4 protein-coding genes are annotated in these 1,976 nt (G+C 35.3%); 3 read left to right on the forward strand and 1 reads right to left on the reverse strand.

Annotated elements, in window-relative coordinates:
• Window positions 1-413: 413 nt before the first annotated feature.
• Window positions 414-617 carry a hypothetical protein gene (locus PX481_RS14990; protein WP_223212971.1) on the reverse strand — a complete coding sequence of 68 codons (204 nt, stop codon included), beginning with the start codon at window positions 615-617 and terminating at the stop codon, window positions 414-416.
• A gap of 177 nt (window positions 618-794) precedes the next feature.
• On the opposite strand from PX481_RS14990, the gene PX481_RS14995 reads away from it, so the two are divergent.
• The 3 genes from PX481_RS14995 (at window position 795) to PX481_RS15005 (ending at window position 1,782) form a co-directional block, all read left to right on the forward strand.
• Entirely contained in the window at window positions 795-1,142 is a 348-nt protein-coding gene (locus PX481_RS14995; protein ID WP_002757997.1) for a DUF6883 domain-containing protein, read from the forward strand.
• Window positions 1,143-1,150: 8 nt separating this feature from the next.
• Window positions 1,151-1,441 (forward strand): DUF4926 domain-containing protein, encoded by a 291-nt coding sequence (locus PX481_RS15000; RefSeq protein WP_002757995.1) that lies wholly within the window; start codon window positions 1,151-1,153, stop codon window positions 1,439-1,441.
• A 164-nt stretch (window positions 1,442-1,605) separates the two neighbouring features.
• The gene (locus PX481_RS15005) at window positions 1,606-1,782 is read left to right on the forward strand and encodes an anacyclamide/piricyclamide family prenylated cyclic peptide (protein ID WP_288057629.1); all 177 of its coding nucleotides are present in this window, start codon (window positions 1,606-1,608) and stop codon (window positions 1,780-1,782) included.
• Window positions 1,783-1,976: the final 194 nt, after the last annotated feature.

Below are 1,976 nucleotides of genomic sequence, written 5' to 3' on the forward strand. Positions count from 1 at the left end.
AATTGTGGAGTTACAAGGAGAAGAAATTTTAGTGACAGAAGGGACTAAACCAGTGGCGAGAATTTCTCCCTATCAAAAAAGTTATTCAACGGCGGAATTGTTTAAGAATATGCGAGGAAAAGTTCAGTATTTTGAAGATTTAACTACCCCAACAACCGAAGAATGGACGGAAGTATAAAAATTGTTCTTGATACTTGCGCTTTGCGCTAAATTGCGACTCTAAAAAAGTCTAATCTATGATAAATTTTCTAAGTCGTTTAAATCTTTAAATCTTGCACTAGCTTTTTTGTTTAGTTTTAAATGCTTTAAACTAATTATAATTAACATCAATACTATCTATTTCTGTAATCAGCCTCTCTTGAAAACACTCAGAAAAATTGTAACTAACAGCATAACCACCAATCAACAAATACTCAACTTGTCTTAAGTTCAGCAATTTCAAAAAATCTTTGAAGTCTGGCGGTAGTTGCATCATAACCATAATTAATTTGTCTCATTGTTTCTAAAGCAATTAATCTTTGTTGAGGAGTAGCATTGAACCAATAATCTCTCTCGTCGGAATTGTCTGTTAAAGAGCAAACAGTTACTATTGATTTATTCAAGCGATTGTTATCCATTGGCATTTATTTGGCGGGAGACGACACAGAGTGTTCTCCCTGATTTTAGCACAAACTTTATAGGAAAAAGCAGGGAAGCTTAACAAAAACTTAATAAAAATTTACCCAAAAACTATTGACAAGAAAAGTAAAGACTGCTAATCTGGAAACTCTAAATATTTTGAGGATTGAGAGTAATTGTCATTAACTAATCGAGAAAATGCTTTTATTCAGCCTGAAAAACTCATTGATTATTTACTTTCAGAAAATCACCCTGTTGGTAAATCAAAAGCCAAGTTTTTTCGTGAACTCGGTTTTAATGAAGAAAATGTAACGTTTTTAGAACAAGAATTGTCAAAAATAGTAAGAAATCAAGATGTTACTGAGGTAATTACTACAGAACATGGTACTAAATATGTAATAATAGGAACAATCAATACTCCTAAAAATAAATCAGTTACTCTTCTTACAGTCTGGATTATTGATTTAGGCAAAGATACGCCAAGGTTTGTTACTGCTCGACCATTTTTAAAAAATAAAGGCTAACCAGAATTATGATCAAAGAGCTAGATGTAATTAATTTAACCCATGACATTCAAGAACATGGTTTAAAAAAGGGAACTCAAGGAGCGGTTGTTCATTGTTATGATGATCAACAAGCTTATGAGGTAGAGTTTGTCAATGATGAAGGGGAAACTTTGGCTTTATTAACTTTAGCAAAAGCTGATATTCAACTAGAACAAGAATTAATCATTGGCGAAGTTTTAGAAATCATCAATGCTTTACCCCCTAATTTATTAAGAGAAGTAAGAGATTTTGCTAAAGTTTTAGAACATAGAAAGTGATGAAGTCGGGCAAAGTTTACTACCCCAGTAGCATCAGGTGGGGGTTTTATTCGGGAAATTTAAGCTGAGTCTAAACTCAACAAAAATTCACTCAAAAACTCTTGACTCGGCAGAAAAGAGGTAGTACGAAATAGGAATAGAACAATATATGGAGGACTTACCCCATGAAAACTAAAAAACTGACACCCCGCAACGCTGCTCCTGTCCAACGGGAAAATACCGCTACCGTCTCTCGTGATGGTAATGGGATTGCTCCTTTACTGACTGGGCAAGTGGAGCGTATCGGCGGTTATGTTGGTATAATTCGGGTGAATCCTTTTGCGGGGGATGACGCAGAGTAGTCCGCTTGATTCTAGCACGAACCTCAAAAAATGTCAAAAGTCTTTTTCTCCTTGCAGCAATTCCAAATTCAGAATGTAGCAAGGAATACAGAATACAAAACGCTTTTGCCCTGTAGCTCCCCATCCAAAATCAAGAAGAATTAACGCGAGTAACAGGGATGGCCTCATCGAGCATAAAGTCTAAAAGGTGGTGC

The sequence above is a fragment of the Microcystis sp. M53603_WE2 genome (assembly GCF_030065435.1).